Source organism: Paracoccus sp. 22332, assembly GCF_052045125.1.
Taxonomy (GTDB): Bacteria; Pseudomonadota; Alphaproteobacteria; order Rhodobacterales; family Rhodobacteraceae; genus Paracoccus; species Paracoccus haematequi_A.
Map to the genome: position 1 here is coordinate 61,583 of NZ_JBQEOI010000007.1, position 26,106 is coordinate 87,688.

The window sequence follows — 26,106 nt, forward strand, 5'->3', positions numbered from 1 at the left end:
GCTTTCGGCCTGCCCCTGCGGCCGCTATGAAGGCGCCGACACCAAACACCCCGAGGGACAATCATGACCGCCATCATCGACATCTATGCGCGTGAAATCCTGGACAGCCGCGGCAATCCGACCGTCGAGGTCGATGTGACGCTTGAAGACGGCACGATGGGCCGGGCGGCCGTGCCCTCGGGCGCGTCCACCGGCGCGCATGAGGCGGTCGAAAAGCGCGACGGCGACAAGGCGCGCTACCTGGGCAAGGGCGTTCTGGAAGCCGTGGCCGCCGTGAACGGAGAGATCGCCGAGAACCTGATCGGCGAGGACGCGACCGAACAGCGCGCCATCGACGCGATGATGTGCGAACTGGACGGCACGCCGAACAAGGGCCGCCTGGGCGCGAACGCGATCCTGGGCGTCTCGCTGGCAGTTGCCAAGGCGGCGGCGGACGCCTGCCAGCAACCGCTGTATCGTTACGTGGGCGGCACGGCGGCGCGCATCCTGCCGGTTCCGATGATGAACATCATCAATGGCGGCGAACATGCCGACAACCCCATCGACATCCAGGAATTCATAATCATGCCGGTTTCTGCGGAGAACATCCGCGACGCCGTGCGCATGGGGTCCGAGGTGTTCCACACGCTGAAGAAGGAACTGTCGGCGGCGGGCCTGGCGACCGGCGTGGGCGACGAGGGCGGCTTTGCGCCGAACCTGTCCTCGACCCGCGACGCGCTGGATTTCATCCTCAAGGCGGTCGAGAAGGCGGGCTACAAGCCCGGCGACGACATCATGCTGGCATTGGATTGCGCGTCGACCGAATATTTCAAGAACGGCAAATACGAGATGAAGGGCGAGGGCAAGTCGCTCACCTCGGCCGAGAATGTGAACTATCTGGCCGCGCTCTGCGCCGACTATCCGATCCTGTCGATCGAGGACGGCTGCGCCGAGGACGACTGGGACGGCTGGAAGCTGCTGACCGACCGTCTGGGCGCGTCGGTGCAGCTGGTGGGCGACGACCTGTTCGTGACCAACCCCGCGCGCCTGGCCGAGGGGATCGAGAAGGGCTGCGGCAACAGCCTGCTGGTCAAGGTCAACCAGATCGGCACCCTGTCGGAAACGCTGGACGCGGTGCGTCTGGCCGACCGCAACGGCTATACCAGCGTGATGTCCCACCGCTCGGGCGAGACCGAGGACGCGACCATCGCGGATCTGGCGGTCGCCACCAACTGCGGCCAGATCAAGACCGGCAGCCTCGCGCGGTCCGACCGGCTGGCGAAATACAACCAGCTGATCCGCATCGAGGAGATGCTGGGCGCAACCGCCGAATATGCCGGCCGCAGCATCCTGCGCTGAACCCCGGCCAAGCCCCGCCGCCCCCCGCCCCCGCGCATCCGCCGGGGGCGGTTTCGTTTTTTCCGCCCGAGATACGCAGTCCCCTCGACAGGCCGAAATCGCTGGCTAAACTGGACCTCGCTTGGGGCGCGACCCCATTGGGCAACGATCCCGCTTGCCAACATCGGAGGAGAGTTCATGAAAGATTCCAAGACCCTGCACCGCAGGTCGTTCCTGACCACGGCATCGGTCGGCGGCGTTGCGGCGGCAGCCGGCGCGACGCTTGCCGCCCCTGCCATCGCGCAGGAATCGCCGACGATCAACTGGCGGCTGGCATCGTCCTTTCCCAAGTCGCTGGACACGATCTATGGCGGCGGCGAGGAGATCGCGACCCGCCTGAAGGAAGCCTCGGACGGCAAGTTCAACATCCAGGTCTTCGCCGCCGGCGAGATCGTGCCGGGCTTGGACGCCATCAACGCCGCGACCGACGGCACCGTCGAAACCGCGCATTCGGTGGGTTACTACAACTGGGGCAAGAACCCGGCCTTCGCCTGCGGCGCCGACCTGCCCTTCACCTTCAGCGCGCGCGCCAAGGCCGCCTATAACTATCACGGCGGCGGGATCGACCAGTACAACCAGTTCCTGGAAACGGTGAACCTGGTGGCGTTCCCGGCCGGGAACACCGGCGTGCAGATGGGCGGCTGGTACCGCAAGGAAGTGAACACCGTCGCCGACATGCAGGGCCTGAAGATGCGGATTTCCGGCTTGGCCGGGCGCGTCGTCGAAAAGCTGGGCGTGGTGCCGCAGCAGATCGCGGGCGGCGACATCTATCCGTCGCTGGAAAAGGGCACCATCGACGCCGCCGAATGGGTCGGCCCCTATGACGACAACAAGCTGGGCTTCCAGAAGGTCGCGCCCTATTACTATTACCCCGGCTTCTGGGAAGGCGGGCCGACGGTCAGCTTCTTTGTCAACAAGGCCAAGTATGACGAACTGCCCGAACACTACAAGTCGCTGCTGCGGACCTGCTGCCAGGCGACCGACCAGAACATGCTGGCGAAATACGACTTCAAGAACCCCACGGCCTTGAAGGAACTGGCCGCGTCGGGCGCGCAGCTGCGGTCGTTCAGCGAGGAAATCATGAACGCCGCTTTTGCCGCCGCGAACGAGGTCTATGCCGAACTGTCCGCTGAAAACGAACATTTCAAGCGGCAGTACGAGGCGCAGCTGCAATTCCGCGATGACTGGTACCTGTACAACCAGACGGCGGAATATACCTTCGACACCTTCATGATGATCCAGCAGCGCAACGGCAAGCTGGCCCCCACCCAGGGCTGATCCCGCCTCTTGAACCGAAAACCGCCGCGGGGTTCTGCGGCGGTTTTTTCATGGCGTGGATCAACAAAAAGGGCCGGTTTCCCGGCCCTTTCGAGATCCTGTCAGTTTCCGCCCAGGCCCGGCGGCGGGCCGCCCAGACCCAGGCCGCCGCTGCCTTGCGTCTGGTCCGGCTGCGGTGCGGCGGGCGCCGGGGCTTCCGGGGTTGCAGGTGCTGCCGGGGCGCCGAAATTCGGCGCGCCGCCCAGGCTGCCGAAGCCGCCCGAACTGCCCGCCGGTATCTCCAGCCGCACGCCCGATGTGTCGATGGGTGCGCCCTTGTAATGCATGACAAGCTGCGGGAAGGCGATCACCACGCCGATCATCACGATCTGGATGCAGACGAAGGGCACCGCACCCCAATAGATATGGCTGGTGCGCACCGGCTCCATCATCTTGCCGGTCAGGCGGTCCTTGTAGGGAAGCTTCGGCGCGACCGAACGCAGATAGAACAGCGCGAAGCCGAAGGGTGGGTGCATGAAGGCGGTTTGCATGTTCACGCCCAGGATCACGCCGAACCAGATCAGGTCGATGCCCAGGCTTTCGGCGGCAGGGGCCAGCAGGGGCACGATGATGAAGGCCAGTTCGAAGAAATCCAGGAAGAAGGCCAGCAGGAACACCAGGATCGACACGACGATCAGGAAGCCGTATTCGCCCCCCGGCAACGAGGTCAGCAGATGTTCGACCCACAGGTGCCCGTTCACGCCATAGAAGGTCAACGAGAATACTCGCGCCCCTATCAGGATGAACATCACGAAGGCCGACAGCCGCGTGGTCGCATACAGCGCCTGCCGGATCACGTCTATCGACAAGCGGCGCTTAATGCCGGCCATGAACAGGGCGCCGACGGCCCCCATGGCGCCGCCCTCGGTGGGAGTGGCGATCCCCAAGAAGATCGTACCCAGCACCAGGAAGATCAGCGCCAGCGGCGGGATCAGGACGATGATGACCTGCTGGGCAAGCCGCGACATCATGTTGATCCCGAAGGTCTTGTCGATCAGCGCGACGACATAGATCACCGTGACCGCGATCACCATGCCCCAGATCGGCGCGTCGGACGCATGCGCGGGGCCCAGCCAGCGGGTCGTAGCCCAGAAGATCCCCGCAGCGACGGCCAAGGCCACGATCAGCGAGGTGACGCCGGAACCCAGGGTCCGCGCCTCTTTCGGAAGGGCGGGCAGGTAATGCGGGCGCAGGATCGACATCACGAAGATATAGACCATGTACAGCCCGGTCAGCACCAGGCCGGGGATCATCGCGCCCTTGTACATGTCGCCCACCGACCGGCCCAGCTGGTCGGCCAGAACGATCAGCACCAGCGACGGCGGAATGATCTGCGCCAATGTCCCCGACGCCGCGATGGTGCCAGACGCGATCCGCCGGTCATAGCCATAGCGCAGCATGATCGGCAGAGAGATCAGCCCCATTGCGATCACCGAGGCGGCGACGACGCCGGTCGTGGCGGCCAGCAGCGCGCCGACGATGATCACCGCATAGGCCAGACCGCCCCGGATCGGGCCGAACAACTGGCCGATCGTGTCCAGCAGATCCTCGGCCATGCCGGATTTCTCCAGCACGATGCCCATGAAGGTGAAGAATGGCACCGCCAGCAATGTCTCGTTCGCGACGACGCCGCCGAAGAAGCGGTCGGGAATAGCGCCCAGCAACGGCCAGCTGAGGTTGATCGACCCGCCCGACAGCGGCGCCAGTTCCACCCCGATGATGAAGAACAGCAGCCCGTTGGCGCCAAGCGCGAAAGCTACGGGATAGCCGATCAGCAGGAAGATGATCAGCGAGACGAACATGATCGGCGCCATGTTCTGCGCAATAAGCTCCATCATGTGCGGGGTTCCTTGCGCGCGTCGTCGGCCAGATCGGTCAGCGGATGGTCGGGATCGGCAAAGCCCGCCTGGGCGGCCAGTTCGGGATCGATCTCCAGCGGCGCGTGATGGGCGGTCGCCGGGAAGGGATCGGGGATCAGGCCGCGCATCACGGCGATCTTCTTGATGATTTCCGAAATGCCCTGGAAGAACAGCAGCGCGAAGCCCGCGAACAGCAGCGCCTTGGCGGGCCACAGGATCAGCCCGCCCGCGTTCATCGACATCTCGCCGCCGCGATAGCTGCGCATCAGCCAGGGCCAGACGTAATACAGCGTCAGCAGCACGACCGGCATCAGGAAGAAGATCGTTCCCAGCAGGTCGATCCAGTGCTGGACCCGGCGCGAGAAGGCCCCATAGACGATGTCGATGCGGATATGTTCGTTTTCCAGCAGCGTATAGGCGGCCGCCAGCAGGAACGCGCCGCCATACAGGTACCATTGCAGTTCCAGATAGGCGTTCGACGACACGCTGAATACCTTGCGGACTACCGCGTTGATCGCGCTGACGAAGATCGCCAGCAGGATCAGCCAGGCCGCGCTGCGTCCGATCACGGTGTTGACGCGGTCGATCCCGCGCGACAGGGCCAAAAGGCCGTTCATCGAAATTCCTCCCCCATGGAAATCAGCCTTGTGCGCCGTCCAGCCGACTGTTCATCCTGTCGCGGTATGATCGAAGTGGCAAAACCGGTCAAGAAGTTCGGTGACTGGCGCGTCAAGGCGCCCCCCCCCCGGCCGGTTCCAGGAGATGATCCGACGCAACGTCGCGGCGGCTGGGGCGATCCCCGTCAGGTCAAGCTGACCAAGCGTTTTCCGGTCAGAAGCCGCCGCTTCCGCAGGTCGCTCTGTCACGGAACGCCGCGCCCTGCGACAGCGATGCGGCTTTACCTGCCGTTCTTGTGCGGTAAGTTGAGCGCCACGCGTGCAGAAACAACACCAAGGGGAGCCGCCGATGTCCAAGCTGTTCACGACCACCGCCCTTCTTGCCGCCCTGACCCTTCCGGCCCAGGCCGTCCAGCCGGCGGCGGGCGAGACCTTGGCCGACAGCCAGACCTATACCTATTGGCTGCTGGACGCGATCAAGACACTGGACCCGGCCAAGAACACCGATGTCGAGGGCTCCGATGTCCTGCGCCAGGTGTTCGAAGGGCTGATGAACGAGGGTCCGACCGGCGCGATGGTCCCCGGAGTGGCCGAAAGCCATACCGAAAGCGACGACGGGCTGACCTATACCTTCACCCTGCGCGACGCCCGGTGGTCGAACGGCGATCCGGTGACGGCGCAGGATTTCGTCTATGCCTGGCAGCGGGTGGTGAACCCGGAAACCGCCTCGGAATATGCGTGGTTCCTGGAACTGATGAACGTGCAGAACGCCACGCAGATCATCGCGGGCGACCTGCCGCCCGACCAGTTGGGCGTGCGCGCCGTGGACGACAGGACGCTGGAGGTCAGGCTGATCGCGCGCACCCCCTATTTCCTGAAAACGCTGTCTCACGCGACCACCTTCCCGGTGCCGCAAAAGGTCGTGGAACAGCACGGCGACGCCTGGACCCAGCCCGGCAATCTGGTCGGCAACGGGGCCTTCACGCTGCAAAGCCACAACCTGGGCGTGGACATCACCGTGGTGAAGAACCCTGAATACTGGGACGCAGCCAATGTCATGATGCAGACCGTGCGCGGCGTGACCGTGAACGACAACAACATCGCATTGACGCGGTATCTGGCGGGCGAACTCGATCGCGTGCAGATCCCGGCGGGGCAGTATCCGCGCCTGTCGCAGGAATATCCCGACCAGGCTGTGTCGATCCCCTATGCCTGTTCCTATGCCTATGTCTTCAACGTTTCGGACAAGGGCCCCCAGGCGCTGAAGGACGTGCGCGTCCGCCAGGCGCTGTCCCTGGGCCTGAACCGCGACATCATCGTGGACCAGGTGCTGCAAGGCGGCCAGAAGCCCGCCTATAGCTGGACCCATTGGGCGATCGAGGGCTTCCAGGCCCCCGACACGGAAATCGCCGCCATGACGCAGGAACAGCGGACCGAAAAGGCCCGCGCCCTGCTGACCGAGGCGGGCTATGGTCCCGACAAGCCGCTGGCCCTGACCCTGCAATACAACACGGACGAGAACCACAAGAAGCTGGCGATCGCCGCCCAGCAGTTCTGGAAGCCGCTGGGCGTGAACATCACGCTGAACAATGTCGAATGGAAGGTGCATACCGACCGGATGCAGAACCAGGATTTCGACATGGCCCGCTATGCCTGGTGCGCCGACTATAACGAGGCTTCGACCTTCCTGGACTGGTTCCGCACCGAAGGCTATAATTCGGGCAAATGGTCGAACGCGGAATACGACAAGCTGATGGCCGAGTCCAAAACCGCCGCAGACACCGCCCCCCTGTATAAACGGGCCGAGGAAATCCTGGCACAAGAGGTTCCGGCGGTCTTCGTCTATCACTATGCCAAGGTCGACATGCTGAACCCGGCCGTGAAGGGCGTTCCCACGGAAAACGTCACGAATGCCTGGTATGCCAAGGACTTCTACCGGATCGCCGACTAAGGCCCGCCGATGTTCGCCTATATCCTGCGGCGGCTGGCCATCGCGGTTCCCACGCTGCTGTTGCTGATCGTGCTGTCCTTCCTGCTGATGCACCTGGCGCCGGGCGGGCCGTTCACCCATGAACGCGCCCTGCCGCCGCAAGTCCTGGCGAACCTGAATGCCAAATACGGCCTGGACGACCCGCTGTGGCGCCAGATCTGGAACTATGTCTGGGGCATCGTCGTGCATTTAGACTTTGGCCCCAGCTTCGTCTATCCCGACCGCACGGTGAACCAGCTGATCGCCGACGGTTTCCCGGTGACGCTGACCTATGGGTCGCTGGCCTTTCTGGCCGCCGTGGCCGTCGGCATCACCCTGGGCACGCTGGCCGCGACCCGGCAGAACACATGGCTGGATTACCTGGCGGTCGGCATCTCCATCGGCGCGCAGGTGCTGCCGAATTTCGTGATGGCGCCGCTGCTGGTGCTGGTCCTGACGCTGTGGCTGGGCTGGCTGCCCGGCGGCGGGTGGAGCTTTTCGGACCCGTCCTTCTGGATCATGCCGGTGATCGCGCTCTCCACCAGCTATATGGCCTCGATCGCCCGGATCACCCGGTCGTCGATGCTGGAGGTTCTGAGCAGCAACCACATCCGCACCGCGCGCGCCAAGGGAATGCCCGAATACCGCGTGATCCTGCGCCATGCGCTGCGGCCCGCGATGCTGCCGGTCGTCAGCTATCTGGGGCCGGTCTTCGTGTCGATGATCACCGGATCGGTGGTGATCGACATCTATTTTTCCACCGGCGGCATCGGCAAGGCCTTCGTCGATTCGGCGCTGAACCGCGATTATGCGGTGATGATGGGCGTCACCATCCTGGTCGGCGCGCTGACCATCCTGTTCAATCTGGTCGTGGACATCCTCTATGCCTGGATCGACCCGAAAATCCGGTACTAGGCCATGGTGATCGACGAACGGAAGATGCGCTCTCTGGCCGCCCGGATCGCCCAGGCCGAGGTAAGGGGCCGGTCGCCCTGGGCCGATGCCCGCAGGCGGTTCTTCCGCAACAAGGCGGCCATGGCGGGCCTGATGATCCTGGTCCTGGTGGCGCTGTTCGCCATCTTCGGCAGTCAGGCCGCCGTGTGGTCGAACGAGGAGCTGGATTTCAGCGTCATGGGCCAGGTCGCCACCATGGGCGCGCCTTCCTGGTCCAACGGCCATTACTTCGGCACCGATGACCTGGGCCGCGATCTGTTCGCCCGCACCGTCCAGGGCACGCAGATCAGCCTGCTGGTGGGGATCGTCGGCGCGGGCATCGCGGTGATCGTGGGCACGCTTTACGGCGCGGTTGCCGGGTATGTCGGCGGGCGCACCGACCAGGCGATGATGCGGCTGGTCGATATCCTGATGTCGATCCCCTACATGTTCGTGCTGATCCTGCTGCTGGTGATGTTCGGTCGGTCCATGTCGATGCTGTTCCTGGGCATCGGCCTGATTTCCTGGCTGGACATGGCTCGCATCGTGCGCGGACAGACCCTGTCGCTGAAGAACCGCGAATTCATCGAGGCCGCGCGCGCCACAGGCGTCCCCACATGGCGCATCATCACCCGCCATGTCGTCCCGAACCTGCTGGGCGTGGTCGCGGTCTATGCCACGCTGCTGGTGCCGCTGATGATCCTGACCGAAAGCTTCATCAGCTTCCTGGGCCTGGGCGTGCAGGAGCCGCTGACATCCTGGGGCGCGCTGATTTCCGAGGGCGCGGGAACGATGAACTATGGCACCTTGTGGCAGCTTGCCTTCCCGCTGTTCTTCTTCGTGATCACGCTGTTCGGCTTCTTCTTCGTGGGCGACGGCATGCGCGACGCCCTGGACCCCAAGGATCGCTGACGATGCCGCTGCTTTGGATCGAGGATCTGTCCGTCCGCTTCCGCACCCATGACGGCGCGGTGCAGGCCGTGAACAATGTCACCCTGTCCGTCGATCCGGGCGAGACGCTGGGCATCGTCGGCGAATCCGGATCCGGCAAATCGCAACTCGCCTTCGCGGTGATGGGCCTGCTGGCGCGCAATGGCGAGGCTTCGGGCCGGGTCCGGCTTGACGGGCAGGACATCCTGAACGCCCCGCCCAAGGTCATCAACCGGGTCCGCGCCGAAAAGGTCGCGATGATCTTCCAGGATCCGATGACCTCGCTGAACCCCTATATGCGCGTCTCGGACCAGATGGCCGAGGTGCTGGTCCTGCACAAGGGCCTGTCGAAACGCGACGCGGTGGCCGAATCCGTGCGGATGCTGGACGCCGTGCGGATCCCCGACGCGCGTGGCCGGGTGCGGCTTTACCCGCACGAATTCAGCGGCGGGATGCGCCAGCGGGTGATGATCGCGATGGCCCTGCTGTGCCGCCCGAAACTGCTGATCGCGGACGAGCCGACGACCGCGCTGGACGTGACGGTTCAGGCGCAGATCATGACGCTGCTGGCCGACCTGCAACGCGATTTCGGCATGGCGATGATCCTGATCACCCATGATCTTGGCGTGGTGGCGGGGGCCTGCGAACGGGTCGCAGTGATGTATGGGGGCCGGATCCGAGAACTGGGGCCGGTCGGGCCGGTCTTTGCCGATCCGGCCCATCCCTATACCCAGGGCCTTTTGTCGGCGGTCCCGCGCATCGACGTAAGGGATGCCGAACTGGCCGTCATCCCCGGCCAGCCCCCGGACATGAGCCGCCCGCCCCCCGGCTGCGCCTTCCAGCCGCGCTGCGCCTATCGCCGCGACGCCTGCGACGACCGCCCGCCGCTGGCACCCTTCGCCCCGGACCGCTGGCGCGCCTGCTTCGCGCCGCTGGACGAGCTGCGGGCTGGAACGAAGGCATTCCCATGCCCCGACCGCTTCTGACCGTCCGCGACCTGCGCGTCAGCTTTCCCATTCGCCCTTCCGGCGCGATGCCCTGGACCCGGTCCCGCCTGCTGCGTGCCGTCAACGGCGTGGATCTCACCCTGCCGGCAGGCCAGACGCTTGGCGTCGTGGGCGAATCCGGTTGCGGGAAATCGACCCTGGCCCGCACCCTGATCGGGCTGGTCCCGGCCAAGGGCCGCGCGGAGTGGATCGACGGCGCCGACCTGATCGGCCTGTCGCCCCGCCGGATGATGGCCTATCGCAGCCAGATCCAGATGATCTTCCAGGATCCGCTGGCCAGTCTGAACCCGCGCATGACCGTGGGCCAGATCATTGCCGAACCGCTGGCCACCCACCGCCCTGACCTGCCCAGGGCGCAGATCCGGGACCGGGTCAAGGCGATGATGGACCGCGTCAGCCTGCTGCCCAGCCAGATCAACCGCTATCCGCACGAGTTCAGCGGCGGCCAGTGCCAGCGGATCGGCATCGCCCGCGCGCTGATCGTGGAACCCCGCCTGATCATCTGCGACGAACCCGTCAGCGCGCTCGACGTTTCCATTCAGGCGCAGGTCATCAACCTGCTGATGCGCTTGCAGGCGGACTTGGGTCTGTCGCTGATCTTTATCGCCCACGACCTGTCGGTGGTGCGCCATATCAGCGACCGGGTGATGGTCCTGTATCTGGGCAAGGTGATGGAGATCGCGTCCTCGGACGACCTTTATTCGAATCCGCAGCATCCCTATACCCAGGCGCTGCTGTCGGCGGTGCCGGTCCCCGATCCGGCCCAGGATCCGGCGGCGCGGATCGTGCCGCTGCGGGGCGAACTGCCCTCGCCCACGAACCCGCCCTCTGGCTGCGTGTTCCGCACCCGCTGCCCCCGCGCGGCCGCCCGCTGCGCGGCCGAGGTGCCAGTGCTGGCGGGCAGCGACCACCAGACCGCCTGCCATTTCCCCGGCCCCCTCACGGCCGAGGAAATCGCCCGCGCCCGAACGGCCGAAGCGGCCTGACACCGCCGCTTCTTCTTTGTCCAAATACCCCCGCCGGAGGCGGACGCCCTCAGCCGACCACGATCCGCCCGGGGCCTTCAACCGCCCGCCCGATCACGGCCGCCTCGGCAAAGCCGTGTTCGGCAAAGATCGCCAAAGCCGCGTCGGCCTGATCCTCGGCGCAGGCCACCAACAGCCCGCCGCTGGTCTGCGGATCGGCCAGCAGCGCGCGGTCGGTGTCGGCAAAGCCGTCCGGCAACGCGACCTCGGCTCCATAGCTGGCCCAGTTCCGCCCCGACGCGCCCGTCACATGGCCGCTCGACGCCAGGTCGCGCACCCCGGCCAGCAGCGGCACGGCGGACCAGTCCAGCCGCAAGTCGCAGCCCGACCCGCGCGCCATCTCCAACGCATGGCCCGCCAGGCCGAAGCCCGTCACATCGGTCATTGCATGCACGCCCGGCAGCCGCGCCAGATCCGGGCCGGGGGTGTTCAGCCGGGTCGTGGCCGCGATCATCGCGCGATAGCCGTCATCGGGCAGCGCGCCCTTTTTCAGCGCCGCCGACATGATCCCGACACCCAGAGGCTTGCCCAGGATCAGCACATCGCCCGGCTGCGCGCCGGAATTGCGTTTCACATGCGCCGGGTCGACCAGTCCCAAGGCCACGAGGCCATAGATCGCCTCGACCGAATCGATGGTATGGCCGCCGCCGATGGGGATCCCGGCCGCGCGGCAGGCCATCGCGCCGCCTTCCAGGATCCGGGCGATGGTCTCGCCCGACAGCGTGTTGATCGGCATCCCCACCAGCGACAGGGCCATGATCGGCGTGCCGCCCATCGCATAGACATCGCTGATCGCATTGGTCGCGGCGATGCGGCCGAAATCCAGCGGATCGTCGACGATCGGCATGAAGAAATCCGTCGTCGCCACCAGGGCCTGCCGGTCGTTCAGTCTGTAGACCGCGGCATCGTCGGATGTCTCGATCCCGACCAGCAGCGCCTCGGGCACCGGCAGCATCGCCGTGCCGCGCAGCAGTCCGGTCAGCACGCCCGGCGCGATCTTGCAGCCGCAGCCGCCGCCATGGGACAGGGATGTCAGGCGGGGTTCGGTCTTCAACTGGTCGTCCATCGGCGCCTCCGTTCGTTGGCGCCACGCTATCACCTGCAAATCGCATCTTCAACGAAACCCCGTTTGCGCATAGGACGGTCCCGCAAGGAGAAGCCCATGCTGAAAACCCGCATCATCCCCTGCCTCGACGTGGCCGACGGGCGCGTCGTCAAGGGCGTCAACTTCGTGGACCTGATCGACGCGGGCGATCCCGTGCAGGCGGCGAAAGCCTATGACGCGGCGGGGGCGGACGAGATCTGTTTCCTCGACATCCACGCCACGCATGAAAATCGCGGCACCATGTTCGACCTGGTGACGCGCACCGCCGAACAGTGCTTCGTGCCGCTGACCGTGGGCGGCGGCGTGCGCACCCATGACGATGTGCGCGGCCTGCTGCTGGCCGGGGCCGACAAGGTCAGCTTCAACTCGGCCGCCGTGGCCGACCCTGACGTGGTGGCCCAGGCCGCCGACCGCTTCGGCAGCCAGTGCATCGTCGTGGCCATCGACGCCAAGACCGTCGCGGATGGCCGATGGGAGATCTTCACCCATGGCGGCCGCAAGCCCACCGGCATCGACGCCGTCGACTTCGCCCGCACCGTCGAGGCGAAGGGCGCGGGGGAAATCCTGCTGACCAGCATGGATCGCGACGGCACGCGGGCGGGCTTCAACATTCCCCTGACTCGCGCCATCGCGGATGCCGTGAACATCCCCGTGATCGCCTCGGGCGGGGTCGGCACGCTGGACCATCTGGTCGAGGGCGTCACCCAAGGCCATGCCAGCGCGGTCCTGGCCGCATCCATCTTCCATTTCGGCACCTTCACCATCGCCGAGGCCAAGGCCCACATGGCCGCCGCAGGCATCCCGATGAGGCTGACATGAGCGCGATCCACGACCTGGCCGCCACCGTCGCCGCCCGCAAGTCCGCCGACCCGGACGACAGCTGGACCGCGAAGCTGCTGGCGAAAGGCCCCGAGAAATGCGCCGAGAAGTTCGGCGAGGAGGCCGTCGAGGCGATCATCGAGGCCGTCAAGGGCGACCGCGACCGCCTGACCGCCGAGGCCGCCGACGTGATCTTCCACCTGCTGGTGATGCTGGCCGCGCGCGATGTGACGCTGGCCCAGGTCGAAGCGGAACTGGACCGCCGGGCGGGAACCTCGGGCCTGGCCGAAAAGGCGTCGCGGCCCACCTTGGGTTGAGAAACCCTTCCCCTTGACGCGGTTCCAAGGCTATAAGGCTGCAAAATCGTCGCGACCGGGCAAGGTCGCGGCACCATAGGACATTCGCAGAGGACCGCATGAGCAACGATTCCCAAAACGGCAAGCATCACGAAGGCGACGTGGCTTTCATCCAGTCGCTTGCCGAACTGCTGAATGCCAGCGACCTGTCCGAACTGTCGGTGAAACGGGAATACGGCGAACATGACCGCCTGACGGTCAGCCTGTCCAAGCAGGGCAAGCAGGTCGCCTATGCCGCGCCCGCCCCTGCCGCCGCCCCGGCGCCCGCGCCTGCTTCGGCCCCTGCCGCCGCCGCGCAGTTGCCCGCGATCAGCGAGGATCCGGCCAGCCTGCCCGGCGCCGTGACATCGCCGATGGTCGGCACCGCCTATCTGTCCGCCGAACCGGGCGCCGCGCCCTTCGTCCAGATCGGACAGGCGGTGGCCGAAGGCGACACGCTGCTGATCGTCGAGGCGATGAAGACCATGAACCACATCCCGTCGCCCCGCGCCGGCACGGTCAAGCGCATCCTGATCGACGACGGCACCCCGGTCGAATTCGGCGCCCCGCTGATGGTCGTCGAGTGAGGGACGGCATGTTCGACAAGATCCTGATCGCCAACCGGGGCGAGATCGCCTTGCGCGTGATCCGCGCCTGCCGCGAGATGGGCATCGCCTCGGTCGCCGTCCATTCCACCGCCGATGCCGATGCGATGCATGTCCGCATGGCCGACGAATCGGTCTGCATCGGCCCGGCGCCCTCGTCGGCCAGCTATCTGTCGATGCCCGCGATCATCTCGGCCTGCGAGATCACCGGCGCGCAGGCGATCCATCCCGGCTATGGCTTCTTGTCCGAAAACGCCGCCTTCGTGCAGATGGTGGAAGACCACGGCATCACCTTCATCGGCCCGCGCGCGGAACATATCCGCATCATGGGCGACAAGATCACCGCCAAGGACACGATGAAGAACCTGGGGGTGCCCTGCGTGCCCGGCAGCGAAGGCGGCGTCGACGATGTCGAGGACGCGCGCAAGGTCGCGGCCGCCATCGGCTATCCCGTCATCATCAAGGCCACGGCGGGCGGCGGCGGGCGCGGCATGAAGGTCGCCCATGACGACAAGGGTCTTGAGGTCGCCTTCCGCACCGCACGGGCCGAGGCCAAGGCCGCCTTCGGCAATCCCGATGTCTATATCGAGAAATACCTGCAAAAGCCGCGCCATATCGAAATCCAGGTGTTCGGCGACGGCAAGGGCCGCGCTGTCCATCTGGGCGAACGCGACTGTTCGCTGCAACGCCGCCACCAGAAGGTGCTGGAGGAAGCGCCCGGACCGACCATCACCCCCGAAGAGCGCTCCCGGATCGGCAAGATCTGCGCCGACGCGGTGGCCCGGATCGGCTATGCCGGGGCGGGCACCATCGAATTCCTGTACGAGGACGGCGAGTTCTACTTCATCGAGATGAACACCCGCCTTCAGGTCGAACATCCCGTGACCGAGGCGATCTTCGGCGTCGATCTGGTCCGCCAGCAGATCCTGGTGGCATCCGGCGCCGAGATGGAGTTCCGCCAGGAAGACCTGTCGATTCGGGGCCATTCCATCGAGGTGCGGATCAATGCCGAAAAGGTGCCGGGATTCTCGCCCTGCCCCGGCCGGATCACCCAGTATCACGCGCCGGGCGGCCTGGGCGTGCGCATCGATTCGGCGCTTTACGACGGCTATTCGATCCCGCCCTATTACGACAGCTTGATCGGCAAGCTGATCGTTCATGGCCGTGACCGGCCCGAGGCCTTGGCCCGGCTGGACCGCGCCCTGGGCGAACTGATCGTGGACGGCATCGACACGACCGTGCCTTTGTTCACGGCGCTGTTGCAGGAACCCGACATTCTGGCGGGCAACTATTCGATCCACTGGCTGGAACGCTGGCTGGAACAGAAGTTCGGCTGACCGCGCCGATGCTGACCGCCGCGCAACTGCTGCAAGGCTATGCGCGCGGCGTCTTTCCCATGGCGGAAAGCGCGGCCGACCCGCGCCTTTACTGGTTCGATCCGCCCCTGCGGGGAATTCTGCCGGTGGGCGGCGTCCATGCCGCGCGGTCCCTGCTGCGCGACCTGCGCCGGGGCGGCTGGTCGGCGCATCTGGACGGCGATTTCGACGCGATGGTGGCGGCTTGCGCGAACCGGGAAACGACTTGGATCAACGCTCCGCTGGCCCGGCTGTACCGTCAGCTTCATCAGGCGGGACATGCCCATGCGCTTGAGGTGCGACATGACGGCGCCTTCGCCGGGGGCCTTTTCGGAGTGACGCTAGGGGCGGCCTTCTTCGGGGAATCGATGGTGTCGGCGCGGACCAACGGATCCAGAATGGCGCTGCTGTGGATGTCCAGCCATCTGGCCCGCTGCCGCTTCTCGCTGTTCGACACGCAGTTCCTGACGCCGCATCTTGAACGCATGGGCGGCCGGGAAATCCCCCGAGACGCCTATCGCCTGATGCTGGCGGACGCCCTGTCACGGCGCGCCGACCTGCACTCGCATCCGCTGCCGACCGCGGATCAGCTTTGGCAGGAAATCACCCAGACATCATAGCGCGTATCGTCAAGCGCCGACAGCGCGGGCGATGACGCGATCATCCAGCCGCTGAACAGCGTGACGTTTTCCGACATGTCGGTGATCGTCATCTGCGCATAGGCGTCGGAACTGGGATCGCCCGCCGGATAGCGGCACTCGCCCAACCGGACCTGCAGGCGGCCATACCGCACGGCCTCGCCGACATGGACCGGCAGGTCGGTGGTCCGGCCCGAGATCTTGTCCAATCCGCGCAGCAAGGCGCCCTCCGCGCGGGCAACCTCTTGCGCGGCGGCCGGGGCCGCCAGGACCGCGACCAGGGCCAGGGCCAGGGCGCGGATCACGAATTATCCTCGGCCTGGCTGTCCACGAACTTCATCATCAACTGCAACAGGCTGACGGCGCCCTGAACGTCCTCGATCTCGTCGCCCGGCGCCAGGTTGTCGGGGCTGCCGCCCGGCTGGATCTGGATATAGGCCCCGCCCAGCAGCCCGTCGGACTGGATGAGCGCGGCGCTGTCGCTGGGTAGGACGATACCGGAGGGAAGGCTCAGGCGGGCATCGGCCATGTAGGTATCGGGGTTCAGCGTCACGCCGGTCACGCGGCCCACGGGAACGCCCGCCAGCCGAACCTCGGTCCCCACCGCTACGCCGTCCACATCGGGAAAAGAGGCCCTGACCTCATACCCCGCCTCGCGCGCGAACCCCTTGCCGAAACCCCAGCCCAGGAACCCCGCCGCGACGGCCAGCACGACGGCGCCCGCCAGCAGTTCCGCCCGATGATCGGCCCCGGAGGTCATCTATTCCGGCTGCCAGGCGTCATAGTCACGCCGCTTCGGCTGTTCCGCCCGGTACAGCGATCCTTCGGGATAGTAGGCGCCGGGCGTCCCCGTCCGGTTTTCCTGGTGCGGCTTTTCCCAGGGCTTGTGGGGCAGCGGCGCCTTGGTCGGCGGCTCGCTCCAGGTGTGGTGCAGCCAGCCGTGCCATTCGGGGCTGACCCTGCTGGCCTGCGATTCGCCGCTATAGATCACCCAGCGGCGCGATCCGTCCTTGTTCTGGTAGAATACGTTGCCCTCGGCATCCTCGCCCACCTTGATGCCGTTCCGCCAGGTCCAGAACTGGGTGTTGATCGTCTGGCTGTTCCACCAGGTCAAGGCGCGAAGCAGGAAGGACATGGGCGGAAACCTCTTGGTCTTTGGCTGGCACCGATATGGCGCAAAGCGCGGCGAAGATCCAGCCTGCACGAACGACACGGGGGGCCTTGCGGCCCCCGATGCCCAGCCCGCCACTGCTCAGCCAGCCGAGGCGGTTTCCTTTTTCGGATCCGAATGGATCAGCAGCGGCTTGGTGGCGGCGTTGTCCACGGCTTCCTCGTTGACCACGACCTCCTCGACGCTGTCCATGCCCGGCAGTTCGAACATGGTGTCCAGCAGAATGTCCTCCATGATCGAGCGCAGGCCGCGCGCGCCGGTCTTGCGCTTGATGGCGCGTTTGGCGATGGCTTGCAGCGCGTCGTCGGTGAAGGTCAACTGCACGCCTTCCAGGTCGAACAGGCGCTGATACTGCTTCACAAGCGCGTTCTTCGGCTTGGTCAGAATGATGATCAGCGCTTCCTCGTCCAGGTCGGTCAGAGTCGCGATCACCGGCAGACGGCCGACGAATTCCGGGATCAGGCCGAATTTCAGCAGATCCTCGGGTTCCAGTTCCTTGAACAGCTCGCCCACGCCGCGGTCGTCGTTCTCCTTGACCGAGGCGCCGAAGCCCATTGCCGTGCCCTTGTTGCGTTGCGCGATGATCCGATCCAGGCCCGCGAAGGCGCCGCCGCAGATGAACAGGATGTTGGTCGTGTCCACTTGCAGGAATTCCTGCTGCGGATGCTTGCGCCCGCCCTGGGGCGGGACGCTGGCCACGGTGCCCTCCATGATCTTCAGCAGCGCCTGCTGCACCCCCTCGCCCGACACATCGCGGGTGATCGAGGGATTGTCGGACTTGCGGGTGATCTTGTCGACCTCGTCGATATAGACGATGCCGCGCTGCGCCCGTTCCACGTTGTATTCCGACGCTTGCAGCAGCTTGAGGATGATATTCTCGACATCCTCACCCACATAACCGGCTTCGGTCAGGGTGGTCGCATCGGCCATGGTGAAGGGCACGTCCAAAATCCGCGCCAGGGTCTGGGCCAGCAGCGTCTTGCCGCAGCCGGTCGGGCCGATCAGCAGGATGTTCGACTTGGCCAGCTCGATATCGCCCTTGGCGCCGTGGTTCAGCCGCTTGTAGTGGTTGTGGACGGCCACCGACAGCACCCGCTTGGCATGTTCCTGGCCGATCACGTAATCGTCCAGGACCGCGCAGATTTCCTTGGGGGTCGGCACCCCGTCGCCGGATTTCAGCCCCGAGGATTTCGTTTCCTCACGGATGATATCCATGCAAAGTTCGACGCATTCGTCGCAGATGAAGACGGTCGGTCCCGCAATCAGCTTGCGAACCTCGTGCTGGCTCTTGCCGCAAAAGCTGCAATAGAGCGTGTTCTTGCTGTCACTGCCGGACTGGTTCGCCATCGTCCACGTTCCTTGATTGCCGCAGGTCTGCCAACCCGCAGGCGGCGCCGGTCGCCCTGTGCCGCATCTGAATTTTCCGCGGCGAACAGGCCGCCACGGTGTCTGTCCTTTATGTTAGGGTTGACGCGCGCCCGTCACAATCCCCAACGACCCTATTTCTTCTCGGGTTCCGCCTTGCCGCGCGGGGCGACGACCTCGTCGATCAGGCCCCAGTCCTTCGCCTCTTCGGGGGACATGAAGCGGTCGCGTTCCAGCGCCTCTTCGACCTCGGCCAGGCTGCGGCCGGTATGCTGGACATAGATCTCGTTCAGGCGACGCTTCAGCTTCTCGGTCTCTCGCGCATGGATCAGGATGTCGGTGGCCTGGCCCTGGAAGCCGCCCGAGGGCTGGTGGACCATTACCCGGCTGTTGGGCAGCGAATAGCGCAGCCCCTTTTCCCCCGCCGCCAGCAGCAGCGACCCCATCGAGGCGGCCTGGCCCACCACCAGCGTGGACACGCGCGGGCGGATATACTGCATCGTATCATAGATCGACAGTCCCGAGGTCACGACGCCGCCGGGGCTGTTGATATACATGCTGATATCCTTGTTCGGATTTTCAGCCTCCAGGAACAGCAGCTGCGCGCAGATCAGCGTGGACATGCCGTCATGGACCGGACCCGACACGAAGATGATCCGTTCCTTGAGCAGGCGCGAGAAGATGTCGTAGGCTCGTTCCCCCCGAGAGGTCTGTTCGACCACCATGGGCACAAGCGTGTTCATGTAGAATTCTGCCGGATCGGTCATCGTCTGTCCTTGCCTGGTGTCCCTGCCTGCGCGATTCGTCAGGGCGCTGATCCCATCTGTTAGCCGCGAAAGGTTGACAGAGTCTTAGTAACGGGCAAGGTCCGCCGCAAGGCATGGAACGAACTTCGCCCGGCCGGGCGGCAGGAGGATGGCGTGAAGCTGATCGTGGGGCTGGGCAATCCCGGCGCGAAATATGCGGCGAACCGGCACAATATCGGCTTCATGGCCGTGGACCGGATCGCCGCCGATCACGGCTTTTCGCCCTGGAAGGCGCGGTTTCAGGGGCTGGTCTCGGAAGGTCGGCTGGGAAACGCGCGGGTCATCCTGCTCAAGCCGCAGACCTTCATGAACCTGTCGGGGCAATCGGTGGGCGAGGCGATGCGATACCTGAGGCTGTCCCCGGCCGAGGTGATCGTGCTGCATGACGACCTGGACCTGGCGCCGGGCAAATGCCGGGTGAAGCAGGGCGGCGGCCATGCGGGGCATAACGGGCTGCGGTCGATCCACCAGCATATCGGCGCGGATTACGGCCGGGTGCGGCTGGGCATCGGCCATCCCGGCCACAAGGACCGGGTTGCGCCCTATGTGCTGTCGGACTTTGCCAAGGCCGATGCCGACTGGCTGGACGACCTGCTGCGCGGCGTCTCGGACGGGGCGGCGGACCTGGCGGCGGGGGACGGGGCGCGGTTCCAGAACGCGGTCGCGGCGCGGACCCAGCCCGCCCGGAACAGCGGCACCCGGCCCGCGCCCGGCGCGCCGCTGCGGACGCCCCCTGTCCCTGCCCCTGCCCCCGCGCCTGTCCCGGCGGTTTCCGAACAGCCCGCCAGCCTGACCGACAAGCTGCGGCAGTTGACGGATCGCTTCCGCCAGCCGTAGCCTTGCGGCAGGAGGATACGCCATGGAGCCATCGCTGAACGTGCTGGGAACCCGGCTGGAGCCCTGTTCGATGTCGCCGCTGACGGGCTTTTACCGCAACGGCTGCTGCGATACCGGACAGGGCGATGCGGGCAGTCATACGGTCTGCGTGATCGTCGATGCCGAATTCCTGGCGCTGTCGAAATACCTGGGCAACGACCTGTCCACGCCGCGTCCCGAATTCCGCTTCGACGGGTTGAAGCCGGGCGACCGCTGGTGCCTCTGTGCGGCGCGCTTCCTGCAAGCGGCGCAGGAATTCGGCGCGCCCAAGGTGGTGCTGGAGGCGACCCATGCCCGCGCCCTGGACATCATTCCGCTGGAACTGCTGCGCGCCCATGCCGCCGATGCGCAGAACTGAACTGCTGGCCGCCGCGCTCTGTCTGCTGCCCCTGGCAGGGCTGGCGCAGCAGTTGGGCGACGGCACGGCGATCCATCCCGACGACGACCGCAGGCTGGGCGCGTTCCACGCGGCGGCAGGCGACGCGCTGTTGCAGGCTTTCGCAGGCGGCGATCCGACCGACGTGGCGATGCTGGCCAACATCTTGCAGGGCGCGCCGCTGCCGCCCGATCAGGCGCTGCCGCTGCTGGCGGGGGAATGGGCATGCCGGACGATCAAGATCGGCGGGCTGCTGCCGTTGACCGTCTATCCGCCGTTCCGCTGCCGGATCGGCAGCGACGGCAGTTTGGAAAAGCTGACCGGATCGCAGCGGACCAGGGGGCGCATCCATCGCGACGGCGACCGGCTGGTCTATCTGGGCGTGGGATTCATCGCGGGTGACACGCCGCCGCCCTATGCCGACCTGCCCGCCTTCGATCCCCAGGCCAGCCCGCAACGCACACCCCAGGTCGCGGTGGTCCAGATGACCGGCAAAACCGGGGGGCGGGTGATGTTCCCCGCCCCCCATCTTGAAAGCCGTTTCGATATTCTGACGCTAAGCCGCTGACATCATGTCTTGATATCAAATCCCAGATGCTTGGCGACGGTGAAGATATCCTTGTCGCCGCGCCCGCACATGTTCATGACGATCAGGTGATCGCGCGGCAGGTCGGGCGCGATCTTCATCACATGCGCCAAGGCGTGGCTGGGTTCCAGGGCCGGGATGATGCCTTCCAGGGCGCAGCACAGCTGGAACGCCTCCAACGCCTCGGTATCGGTGATGCTGACATATTCGGCGCGGCCCGTGTCGTTCAGCCAGGCATGTTCCGGGCCGATGCCGGGATAGTCCAAGCCTGCGCTGATCGAATGGCCTTCCAGGATCTGACCGTCATCGTCCTGCAACAGATAGGTGCGATTGCCGTGCAGCACGCCCGCCCGGCCGCCCGACAGGCTGGCGCAATGCTCCATCCGGTCGTCGACGCCCTTGCCCCCGGCCTCGACCCCGATGATGCGCACGTCCTTGTCGTCCAGGAACGGATAGAACAGCCCCATGGCGTTCGACCCGCCGCCGATGGCGGCGATGATCGTGTCGGGCAGACGGCCCTCGCGGGGCAGGATCTGTTCCTTGACCTCTTTGCCGATGATCGACTGGAAATCGCGAACCATGGCCGGATAGGGATGCGGCCCCGCCACCGTGCCGATGCAATAGAAGGTGTCGCGCACATTCGTCACCCAGTCGCGCAGCGCGTCGTTCATCGCGTCCTTCAGCGTGCCCCGGCCGCTGGTGACGGGCACGACCTCGGCCCCCAGCAGGCGCATGCGGAACACGTTGGGCGCCTGGCGTTCAACGTCATGCGCGCCCATGTAGACCACGCATTTCAGCCCGAATCGCGCGCAGACCGTAGCCGTCGCCACGCCATGCTGGCCCGCGCCGGTTTCGGCGATGATCCGGGTCTTGCCCATCCGCCGCGCCAGCAGGATCTGGCCCAGCACGTTGTTGATCTTGTGCGCGCCGGTATGGTTCAGCTCGTCGCGCTTCATATAGATCTTGGCGCCGCCCAGATGCTCGGTCAGGCGTTCCGCGAAATACAGCGGCGAGGGGCGTCCGACGTAATGCGTCCACAGATCGTCCATCTCTGCCCAGAAGGCGGTGTCGGTCTTGGCGCGTTCGTATTCGGCTTCCAGGTCCAGGATCAGCGGCATCAGCGTCTCGCTGACGAAGCGGCCGCCATAGATGCCGAAGCGGCCCTGTTCGTCGGGGCCGGTCTTGTAGCTGTTCACCAGATCGTCTGCCATGGGGCGCGCCTTCCCTGAAATCCTAGAGCGGCTTCTTATAGCCGATATGGCTGGGCGTGAAGCCCGTGCGGTCATAGAAGCGGTGCGCATCGACCCGCGTCCGGTTGGTCGTCAACTGCATCAGGCCGCATCCCGCCGCCCGCGCCCGATCCTCGGCATCCGCAATCAGGCGCGCGCCGATCCCCCGGCCCCGCAGGTCCGAGGCGACGCGCACCCCTTCGATCTGGGCGCGCAGGCTGGCGGTCGCGGACAGACCGGGAATGAAGACGATCTGATAGCAGGCGACGATGCGGTCATCCGACAGACCCACCACCAGCATGTTGCCGCCCTGGGCCTGCATCGCGTCGAAGGCCGCCAGATAAGGCGCCATGTCCGCCCCTTCGCGGGTCCGGCCCAGGATGTCGTCGGCCAGCAGGGCCGCAACCGCCGGAATGTCGTCCCGATGCGCGGGACGGAACCGGACGGTCACGAGGCCGCCGCGACAAAGGCGCGGATCAGCCCTTCGTCCTTGATGCCCGGCTCGGTCTCTACCCCGGACGAGACATCGACCGCCGGGGCGCCGGTCAGGCGGATCGCCTCGGCCACGTTCTGCGGGGTCAGGCCGCCCGCCAGCATCCAGGGGCGCAGCCATTTCCGCCCGACCAGCAGCCGCCAGTCGAAGGACAGGCCGTTGCCGCCGGGCAGGTCGGCCCCCTTGGGCGGCTTGGCATCCACCAGCAGCATGTCGGCGACCAGCCCGTAATCGGTCAGCGCGGGAAGGTCTTCGGGACCGGACACCCCCACCGCCTTCATCACCGGCAGGCCGGTCAGCGCCTTGACCTGCGCCACCCGGTCGGGACTTTCGCCGCCATGAAGCTGAATGATGTCCAGCGGCACACGGCCCAACACCTGATCCAGCAGCGCATCGTCCGGGTTCACGAACAGCCCGACCGCCGCCACGCCCATCGGGATGTGCTGCGTCAGCAACGCCGCCTCCTCGACCGAGACGGCGCGCGGCGATTTCGGAAAGAACACCAGCCCGACATAGCGCGCCCCCGCCTGGGCCGCGGCCTCGATATGGTCGGGACGGCGCAGGCCGCAGATCTTGACCTGGGCCATTCCTCAGCGACCGGGGGCGGGCAGTGTGGTGCCCGGCGCCGGTGCGGTCGTGGCGGCGGGAACGGTGGACGGCTTGGGCTTCGGCCGGTCCAGAATCGCCAGAACCTCGTCCTTGGGGGCGGCGTGGCGGTGGCGCAGGTGGCCGACCTCGTTTTCCAGCCGGGCGGCGCGGTCGGCTTGGGCCCGCGCCTCGCGCCGGATATGGGATTCGCGCAGCCACTCCCACACCAGTCCGGCCAGCATCCCCAAGGCGAAGGCCAGGAAGATCACCAGGAACAGCGGCAGGGCCACGGACCATTGCCCGCCCAGATATTGCCCGAAATTCGCAGGAAATGCCGACAGCGTCACCGTCTCGCGGTTGGCAAGAGCCACGGCCACCAGGATGAGGGCCAGCAACACTACGAAGATCAGTCGAAGAAAGCGCATGGAATATCCTTGGTTGCGGCCGCAAGGGCGCGGCGCGGTGTCCTTACGGGCTTTCTATGCCGGTCAGGCGTCCCCGTTCAACCGATCGCGCAACAGTTTGCCGGTCTTGAAGAAGGGAACGTATTTCTGATCGACATCGACCGCCTCGCCGGTGCGAGGATTGCGGCCGGTGCGGGCATCGCGCTTCTTGACCGAGAAGGCGCCGAAGCCGCGCAGTTCGACCCGGTCCCCGCGCGCCATGGCGTCGATGATCTCCTCGAACACGGTGTTCACGATCCGCTCGACGTCGCGCCGGAACAGATGCGGGTTTTCATCAGCGATAAGCTGGATCAGTTCGGACCGGATCATCATCCCCCCAGGTGGCGTAACGGGCTGCAAGGCGTCGTCCGCAAGACTTGCGACAAAAAGGCAACGCAGGAAAAGGTTCCCAGTTTCCATAGCGATGCCAGTTTTGCCCCCGCCACGCAAGATGCGTGAGCGGAACCCGGCCGCCCGGCGGGCACGAAAAAGCCCGTCCCGCGCAGGCGGAACGGGCGATGTCAGGCGGTCAGGACCGCGATCAGTTGCTGCGGTTCAACGCGGCGCCCAGGATGTCGCCCAGCGAGGCGCCGGAATCCGAACTGCCGTACTGGTCGATAGCTTCCTTCTCCTCGGCGATCTCGCGGGCCTTGATCGACAGGCCCAGGCGGCGGGTCTTGGTGTCGATGTTGGTGACACGGGCATCGACCTTGTCGCCGACCTGGAAGCGCTCGGGGCGCTGATCCTGGCGGTCGCGGGCCAGATCGGAACGGCGGATGAACGACTTGACGCCGTTGTATTCCACCTCGATCCCGCCGTCCTCGATGGCGGTCACTTCGACGGTGACGACCGAGCCGCGCTTCACGCCGTCAACGGCTTCGGCCATGTGCTCGTTTTCCAGCGACTTGATCGACAGGCTGATGCGCTCTTTCTCGACATCCACGTCCTGGACGACGGCTTTCACCACGTCGCCCTTGCGGAAGTCCTGGATCGCATCCTCGCCACGCGCATCCCACGAGATGTCGGACAGGTGGACCATGCCGTCGATATCGCCTTCCAGGCCGACGAACAGACCGAATTCGGTGATGTTCTTGACCTCGCCCTCGATGACGGTGCCCGAGGGATGCGTTTCAGCAAAGACTTCCCACGGGTTGCGCTGCGTCTGCTTCAGGCCCAGCGACACGCGGCGCTTGGCTTCGTCGATCTCCAGCACCATCACTTCGACTTCCTGAGAGGTCGAGACGATCTTGCCCGGATGGACGTTCTTCTTGGTCCAGCTCATTTCCGAAACGTGGACCAGACCCTCGACACCGGCTTCCAGTTCCACGAAGGCGCCGTAGTCGGTGATGTTGGTCACGCGGCCCTGATGGACCGAACCGATCGGGAACTTGTCGCCGACGGTATCCCACGGATCGGCCTGAAGCTGCTTCATGCCCAGGCTGATGCGGTGGCTGTCCTTGTTGATCTTGATGACCTGGACCTTGAGGGTCTCGCCGATCGCCAGGATCTCGGACGGATGGTTGACGCGGCGCCAGGCCATGTCGGTGACATGCAGCAGGCCGTCAACGCCGCCCAGGTCGACGAAGGCGCCGTATTCGGTGATGTTCTTGACGACACCATCGACCACCTGGCCTTCGGTCAGGTTGGCTATGACCTCGGCGCGCTGTTCGGCGCGGGATTCTTCCAGGATGGCGCGGCGCGACACGACGATGTTGCCCCGGCGGCGGTCCATCTTCAGGATCTGGAACGGCTGTTTCAGACCCATCAACGGGCCGGCATCGCGTACGGGACGCACATCGACCTGCGAACCGGGCAGGAAGGCCACGGCGCCGCCCAGATCGACGGTGAAGCCGCCCTTGACGCGGCCGAAGATGGCGCCTTCGACGCGCTCTTCATCGGCATAGGCTTTTTCCAGACGGTCCCAGGCTTCCTCGCGGCGGGCCTTCTCGCGGCTGATCGAGGCTTCGCCGCGGGCGTTTTCCACGCGGTCCAGATAGACCTCGACCTCGTCGCCGACCTTGATGCTGGGTTCTTCGCCGGGATTTGCGAATTCTTTCAGATCGACGCGGCCTTCCATCTTGTAGCCGACGTCGATGATGGCTTGGCCCGCCTCGATGGCGATGACCTTGCCCTTGACGACCGAACCTTCGTCCGGGGTGTCGATGTCGAAGCTTTCGTTCAGGAGGGCTTCGAATTCCTCCATGGTCGCTTTAGCGCACATATATGATCGTTTTCCTTTGGGTCATGTTACTGGCCATGCGGTTGGCTCCGCCGGTCTTTAT

At 65.7% G+C, this 26,106-nt stretch carries 29 protein-coding genes; 15 read left to right on the forward strand and 14 right to left on the reverse strand.

Annotated elements, in window-relative coordinates; all coding sequences use genetic code 11:
* Positions 1-63 precede the first annotated feature (63 nt).
* Positions 64-1,338, forward strand: a complete 1,275-nt coding sequence (eno, locus tag ACTJI6_RS10140) for a phosphopyruvate hydratase (RefSeq protein ID WP_440800333.1) — start codon at positions 64-66, stop codon at positions 1,336-1,338.
* A gap of 195 nt (positions 1,339-1,533) precedes the next feature.
* Positions 1,534-2,655: a TRAP transporter substrate-binding protein gene (locus tag ACTJI6_RS10145; RefSeq protein WP_126155941.1), complete on the forward strand. Its 1,122-nt coding sequence runs from the start codon at positions 1,534-1,536 to the stop codon at positions 2,653-2,655.
* 101 nt (positions 2,656-2,756) lie between these two features.
* Here ACTJI6_RS10145 and ACTJI6_RS10150 read toward each other — a convergent pair whose 3' ends face one another.
* Both ACTJI6_RS10150 and ACTJI6_RS10155 read right to left on the reverse strand, forming a co-directional pair.
* The gene (locus ACTJI6_RS10150; protein WP_440800335.1) at positions 2,757-4,532 is read right to left on the reverse strand and encodes a TRAP transporter large permease; all 1,776 of its coding nucleotides are present in this window, start codon (positions 4,530-4,532) and stop codon (positions 2,757-2,759) included.
* On the reverse strand, positions 4,529-5,170 hold the full coding sequence (locus ACTJI6_RS10155; protein WP_440800337.1) for a TRAP transporter small permease subunit: 642 nt from the start codon (positions 5,168-5,170) through the stop codon (positions 4,529-4,531). The genes ACTJI6_RS10150 and ACTJI6_RS10155 overlap by 4 nt, the downstream gene beginning before the upstream one ends.
* 349 nt (positions 5,171-5,519) lie before the next feature.
* Here ACTJI6_RS10155 and ACTJI6_RS10160 point away from each other — a divergent pair, with 349 nt between their 5' ends.
* Genes ACTJI6_RS10160 through ACTJI6_RS10180 form a run of 5 tightly spaced genes read left to right on the forward strand, consistent with a single transcriptional unit; the run spans position 5,520 to position 10,995 of the window.
* Positions 5,520-7,121 carry a peptide ABC transporter substrate-binding protein gene (locus tag ACTJI6_RS10160; RefSeq protein WP_440800339.1) on the forward strand — a complete coding sequence of 534 codons (1,602 nt, stop codon included), beginning with the start codon at positions 5,520-5,522 and terminating at the stop codon, positions 7,119-7,121.
* A gap of 9 nt (positions 7,122-7,130) precedes the next feature.
* Positions 7,131-8,054 carry an oligopeptide ABC transporter permease OppB gene (gene oppB, locus ACTJI6_RS10165; RefSeq protein ID WP_440800341.1) on the forward strand — a complete coding sequence of 308 codons (924 nt, stop codon included), beginning with the start codon at positions 7,131-7,133 and terminating at the stop codon, positions 8,052-8,054.
* Positions 8,055-8,057: 3 nt separating this feature from the next.
* Positions 8,058-8,984: an ABC transporter permease subunit gene (locus ACTJI6_RS10170; protein ID WP_440800343.1), complete on the forward strand. Its 927-nt coding sequence runs from the start codon at positions 8,058-8,060 to the stop codon at positions 8,982-8,984.
* 2 nt (positions 8,985-8,986) lie between these two features.
* Entirely contained in the window at positions 8,987-9,988 is a 1,002-nt protein-coding gene (locus tag ACTJI6_RS10175) for an oligopeptide/dipeptide ABC transporter ATP-binding protein (protein ID WP_440800345.1), read from the forward strand.
* Positions 9,970-10,995, forward strand: coding sequence for an oligopeptide/dipeptide ABC transporter ATP-binding protein (locus ACTJI6_RS10180; protein WP_440800347.1), 1,026 nt, complete (start codon positions 9,970-9,972; stop codon positions 10,993-10,995). The genes ACTJI6_RS10175 and ACTJI6_RS10180 overlap by 19 nt, the downstream gene beginning before the upstream one ends.
* 49 nt (positions 10,996-11,044) lie before the next feature.
* On the opposite strand, the gene selD is transcribed toward ACTJI6_RS10180, so the two are convergent.
* Positions 11,045-12,100, reverse strand: coding sequence for a selenide, water dikinase SelD (gene selD, locus ACTJI6_RS10185; protein WP_440800349.1), 1,056 nt, complete (start codon positions 12,098-12,100; stop codon positions 11,045-11,047).
* A gap of 96 nt (positions 12,101-12,196) precedes the next feature.
* Here selD and hisF point away from each other — a divergent pair, with 96 nt between their 5' ends.
* The 5 genes from hisF (at position 12,197) to aat (ending at position 15,873) form a co-directional block, all read left to right on the forward strand.
* Positions 12,197-12,958, forward strand: coding sequence for an imidazole glycerol phosphate synthase subunit HisF (gene hisF / locus ACTJI6_RS10190; protein WP_440800351.1), 762 nt, complete (start codon positions 12,197-12,199; stop codon positions 12,956-12,958).
* Complete coding sequence (locus ACTJI6_RS10195) at positions 12,955-13,275, forward strand: phosphoribosyl-ATP diphosphatase (RefSeq protein WP_126155896.1); 321 nt, start codon at positions 12,955-12,957, stop codon at positions 13,273-13,275. Before hisF ends, ACTJI6_RS10195 begins: the two co-directional genes overlap by 4 nt.
* A gap of 98 nt (positions 13,276-13,373) precedes the next feature.
* Positions 13,374-13,880: an acetyl-CoA carboxylase biotin carboxyl carrier protein gene (gene accB / locus ACTJI6_RS10200; RefSeq protein ID WP_440800354.1), complete on the forward strand. Its 507-nt coding sequence runs from the start codon at positions 13,374-13,376 to the stop codon at positions 13,878-13,880.
* Positions 13,881-13,888: 8 nt separating this feature from the next.
* A complete protein-coding gene (accC, locus tag ACTJI6_RS10205) occupies positions 13,889-15,235 on the forward strand; it encodes an acetyl-CoA carboxylase biotin carboxylase subunit (RefSeq protein ID WP_440800356.1) in 1,347 nt (448 codons plus the stop codon).
* 8 nt (positions 15,236-15,243) lie between these two features.
* On the forward strand, positions 15,244-15,873 hold the full coding sequence (gene aat / locus ACTJI6_RS10210; protein ID WP_440800358.1) for a leucyl/phenylalanyl-tRNA--protein transferase: 630 nt from the start codon (positions 15,244-15,246) through the stop codon (positions 15,871-15,873).
* On the opposite strand, the gene ACTJI6_RS10215 is transcribed toward aat, so the two are convergent.
* The 5 genes from ACTJI6_RS10215 to ACTJI6_RS10235 form a co-directional block, all read right to left on the reverse strand.
* Positions 15,840-16,196 (reverse strand): DUF2155 domain-containing protein, encoded by a 357-nt coding sequence (locus ACTJI6_RS10215; RefSeq protein WP_440800360.1) that lies wholly within the window; start codon positions 16,194-16,196, stop codon positions 15,840-15,842. The two genes, aat and ACTJI6_RS10215, sit on opposite strands and share 34 nt — an antisense overlap.
* Positions 16,193-16,651, reverse strand: coding sequence for an outer membrane lipid asymmetry maintenance protein MlaD (gene mlaD, locus ACTJI6_RS10220; RefSeq protein ID WP_440800362.1), 459 nt, complete (start codon positions 16,649-16,651; stop codon positions 16,193-16,195). The genes ACTJI6_RS10215 and mlaD overlap by 4 nt, the downstream gene beginning before the upstream one ends.
* Positions 16,652-17,026 carry an NADH:ubiquinone oxidoreductase subunit NDUFA12 gene (locus ACTJI6_RS10225; RefSeq protein WP_126155891.1) on the reverse strand — a complete coding sequence of 125 codons (375 nt, stop codon included), beginning with the start codon at positions 17,024-17,026 and terminating at the stop codon, positions 16,652-16,654. It lies immediately after the preceding gene.
* Positions 17,027-17,143: 117 nt separating this feature from the next.
* Positions 17,144-18,409 (reverse strand): ATP-dependent Clp protease ATP-binding subunit ClpX, encoded by a 1,266-nt coding sequence (clpX, locus tag ACTJI6_RS10230; protein ID WP_126155890.1) that lies wholly within the window; start codon positions 18,407-18,409, stop codon positions 17,144-17,146.
* A 152-nt stretch (positions 18,410-18,561) separates the two neighbouring features.
* A complete protein-coding gene (locus ACTJI6_RS10235; RefSeq protein WP_126155889.1) occupies positions 18,562-19,194 on the reverse strand; it encodes an ATP-dependent Clp protease proteolytic subunit in 633 nt (210 codons plus the stop codon).
* Positions 19,195-19,347: 153 nt separating this feature from the next.
* Between ACTJI6_RS10235 and pth the strand changes: the two genes are divergently transcribed.
* The 3 genes from pth to ACTJI6_RS10250 are packed head-to-tail and all read left to right on the forward strand — an operon-like array spanning position 19,348 to position 21,053.
* A complete protein-coding gene (pth, locus tag ACTJI6_RS10240) occupies positions 19,348-20,070 on the forward strand; it encodes an aminoacyl-tRNA hydrolase (RefSeq protein ID WP_440800365.1) in 723 nt (240 codons plus the stop codon).
* Between the two features lie 22 nt (positions 20,071-20,092).
* Entirely contained in the window at positions 20,093-20,467 is a 375-nt protein-coding gene (locus ACTJI6_RS10245) for a DUF2237 family protein (RefSeq protein ID WP_126154756.1), read from the forward strand.
* Positions 20,454-21,053, forward strand: coding sequence for a DUF4893 domain-containing protein (locus tag ACTJI6_RS10250; protein WP_440800368.1), 600 nt, complete (start codon positions 20,454-20,456; stop codon positions 21,051-21,053). Before ACTJI6_RS10245 ends, ACTJI6_RS10250 begins: the two co-directional genes overlap by 14 nt.
* 2 nt (positions 21,054-21,055) lie before the next feature.
* On the opposite strand, the gene trpB is transcribed toward ACTJI6_RS10250, so the two are convergent.
* The 6 genes from trpB to rpsA form a co-directional block, all read right to left on the reverse strand.
* Positions 21,056-22,282: a tryptophan synthase subunit beta gene (gene trpB, locus ACTJI6_RS10255; RefSeq protein ID WP_440800370.1), complete on the reverse strand. Its 1,227-nt coding sequence runs from the start codon at positions 22,280-22,282 to the stop codon at positions 21,056-21,058.
* A gap of 22 nt (positions 22,283-22,304) precedes the next feature.
* On the reverse strand, positions 22,305-22,751 hold the full coding sequence (locus ACTJI6_RS10260) for a GNAT family N-acetyltransferase (protein ID WP_241232782.1): 447 nt from the start codon (positions 22,749-22,751) through the stop codon (positions 22,305-22,307).
* On the reverse strand, positions 22,748-23,380 hold the full coding sequence (locus ACTJI6_RS10265) for a phosphoribosylanthranilate isomerase (protein ID WP_440800372.1): 633 nt from the start codon (positions 23,378-23,380) through the stop codon (positions 22,748-22,750). The genes ACTJI6_RS10260 and ACTJI6_RS10265 overlap by 4 nt, the downstream gene beginning before the upstream one ends.
* Before the next feature lie 3 nt (positions 23,381-23,383).
* Entirely contained in the window at positions 23,384-23,806 is a 423-nt protein-coding gene (locus ACTJI6_RS10270; RefSeq protein WP_440800374.1) for a lipopolysaccharide assembly protein LapA domain-containing protein, read from the reverse strand.
* Between the two features lie 63 nt (positions 23,807-23,869).
* The gene (gene ihfB / locus ACTJI6_RS10275) at positions 23,870-24,154 is read right to left on the reverse strand and encodes an integration host factor subunit beta (RefSeq protein WP_089388111.1); all 285 of its coding nucleotides are present in this window, start codon (positions 24,152-24,154) and stop codon (positions 23,870-23,872) included.
* A 211-nt stretch (positions 24,155-24,365) separates the two neighbouring features.
* A complete protein-coding gene (gene rpsA / locus ACTJI6_RS10280; RefSeq protein ID WP_440800376.1) occupies positions 24,366-26,045 on the reverse strand; it encodes a 30S ribosomal protein S1 in 1,680 nt (559 codons plus the stop codon).
* Positions 26,046-26,106 lie beyond the last annotated feature (61 nt).

Excerpts from the sequence above, each read along its gene's own strand:
- eno (WP_440800333.1), top strand. The coding sequence starts at position 64 with ATGACCGCCATCATCGACATCTATGCGCGTGAAATCCTGGACAGCCGC.
- ACTJI6_RS10150 (WP_440800335.1), bottom strand. The coding sequence starts at position 4,532 with ATGATGGAGCTTATTGCGCAGAACATGGCGCCGATCATGTTCGTCTCG.
- ACTJI6_RS10155 (WP_440800337.1), bottom strand. The coding sequence starts at position 5,170 with ATGAACGGCCTTTTGGCCCTGTCGCGCGGGATCGACCGCGTCAACACC.
- ACTJI6_RS10160 (WP_440800339.1), top strand. The coding sequence starts at position 5,520 with ATGTCCAAGCTGTTCACGACCACCGCCCTTCTTGCCGCCCTGACCCTT.
- oppB (WP_440800341.1), top strand. The coding sequence starts at position 7,131 with ATGTTCGCCTATATCCTGCGGCGGCTGGCCATCGCGGTTCCCACGCTG.
- ACTJI6_RS10170 (WP_440800343.1), top strand. The coding sequence starts at position 8,058 with ATGGTGATCGACGAACGGAAGATGCGCTCTCTGGCCGCCCGGATCGCC.
- ACTJI6_RS10175 (WP_440800345.1), top strand. The coding sequence starts at position 8,987 with ATGCCGCTGCTTTGGATCGAGGATCTGTCCGTCCGCTTCCGCACCCAT.
- ACTJI6_RS10180 (WP_440800347.1), top strand. The coding sequence starts at position 9,970 with ATGCCCCGACCGCTTCTGACCGTCCGCGACCTGCGCGTCAGCTTTCCC.
- selD (WP_440800349.1), bottom strand. The coding sequence starts at position 12,100 with ATGGACGACCAGTTGAAGACCGAACCCCGCCTGACATCCCTGTCCCAT.
- hisF (WP_440800351.1), top strand. The coding sequence starts at position 12,197 with ATGCTGAAAACCCGCATCATCCCCTGCCTCGACGTGGCCGACGGGCGC.
- ACTJI6_RS10195 (WP_126155896.1), top strand. The coding sequence starts at position 12,955 with ATGAGCGCGATCCACGACCTGGCCGCCACCGTCGCCGCCCGCAAGTCC.
- accB (WP_440800354.1), top strand. The coding sequence starts at position 13,374 with ATGAGCAACGATTCCCAAAACGGCAAGCATCACGAAGGCGACGTGGCT.
- accC (WP_440800356.1), top strand. The coding sequence starts at position 13,889 with ATGTTCGACAAGATCCTGATCGCCAACCGGGGCGAGATCGCCTTGCGC.
- aat (WP_440800358.1), top strand. The coding sequence starts at position 15,244 with ATGCTGACCGCCGCGCAACTGCTGCAAGGCTATGCGCGCGGCGTCTTT.
- mlaD (WP_440800362.1), bottom strand. The coding sequence starts at position 16,651 with ATGACCTCCGGGGCCGATCATCGGGCGGAACTGCTGGCGGGCGCCGTC.
- ACTJI6_RS10225 (WP_126155891.1), bottom strand. The coding sequence starts at position 17,026 with ATGTCCTTCCTGCTTCGCGCCTTGACCTGGTGGAACAGCCAGACGATC.
- clpX (WP_126155890.1), bottom strand. The coding sequence starts at position 18,409 with ATGGCGAACCAGTCCGGCAGTGACAGCAAGAACACGCTCTATTGCAGC.
- ACTJI6_RS10235 (WP_126155889.1), bottom strand. The coding sequence starts at position 19,194 with ATGACCGATCCGGCAGAATTCTACATGAACACGCTTGTGCCCATGGTG.
- ACTJI6_RS10245 (WP_126154756.1), top strand. The coding sequence starts at position 20,093 with ATGGAGCCATCGCTGAACGTGCTGGGAACCCGGCTGGAGCCCTGTTCG.
- ACTJI6_RS10250 (WP_440800368.1), top strand. The coding sequence starts at position 20,454 with ATGCGCAGAACTGAACTGCTGGCCGCCGCGCTCTGTCTGCTGCCCCTG.
- trpB (WP_440800370.1), bottom strand. The coding sequence starts at position 22,282 with ATGGCAGACGATCTGGTGAACAGCTACAAGACCGGCCCCGACGAACAG.
- ACTJI6_RS10265 (WP_440800372.1), bottom strand. The coding sequence starts at position 23,380 with ATGGCCCAGGTCAAGATCTGCGGCCTGCGCCGTCCCGACCATATCGAG.
- ACTJI6_RS10270 (WP_440800374.1), bottom strand. The coding sequence starts at position 23,806 with ATGCGCTTTCTTCGACTGATCTTCGTAGTGTTGCTGGCCCTCATCCTG.
- ihfB (WP_089388111.1), bottom strand. The coding sequence starts at position 24,154 with ATGATCCGGTCCGAACTGATCCAGCTTATCGCTGATGAAAACCCGCAT.
- rpsA (WP_440800376.1), bottom strand. The coding sequence starts at position 26,045 with ATGTGCGCTAAAGCGACCATGGAGGAATTCGAAGCCCTCCTGAACGAA.